Origin of the sequence: Pseudomonas sp. SIMBA_068, assembly GCF_046534705.1 — a bacterium.
Classification (GTDB): domain Bacteria; phylum Pseudomonadota; class Gammaproteobacteria; order Pseudomonadales; family Pseudomonadaceae; genus Aquipseudomonas; species Aquipseudomonas putida.
This window is the reverse complement of the sequence record NZ_JAWRYI010001654.1, coordinates 1-236: the sequence shown is the minus strand read 5'-3', so window position 1 is coordinate 236 and position 236 is coordinate 1. Positions and strand designations below refer to the sequence as shown.

At 64.4% G+C, this 236-nt stretch carries 1 pseudogene; it reads left to right on the top strand.

Features of this window, described 5'->3' with window-relative positions:
- A pseudogene (locus SB756_RS35350) lies at positions 1-179 on the top strand (succinyldiaminopimelate transaminase); the annotation flags it as partial.
- Between the last annotated feature and the right edge of the window lie 57 nt (positions 180-236).

The window sequence follows — 236 nt, the reverse complement described above, 5'->3', positions numbered from 1 at the left end:
CCGAGTTCACCCGCGACCTGTTCGAAGCCCAGCATGTGACCGTGGTGCCGGGGTCGTACCTGTCGCGTGAGGTGGACGGCGTGAACCCGGGTGCCGGGCGTGTGCGCATGGCGCTGGTTGCACCGCTGGCCGAGTGCATCGAGGCGGCAGAGCGGATTCGGGACTTTCTTCGCGCCTGACATTGCAGCAAATAATTAAGGCACGCGCGAGTCGCTGCCAGTTGAGACTGAAGCACC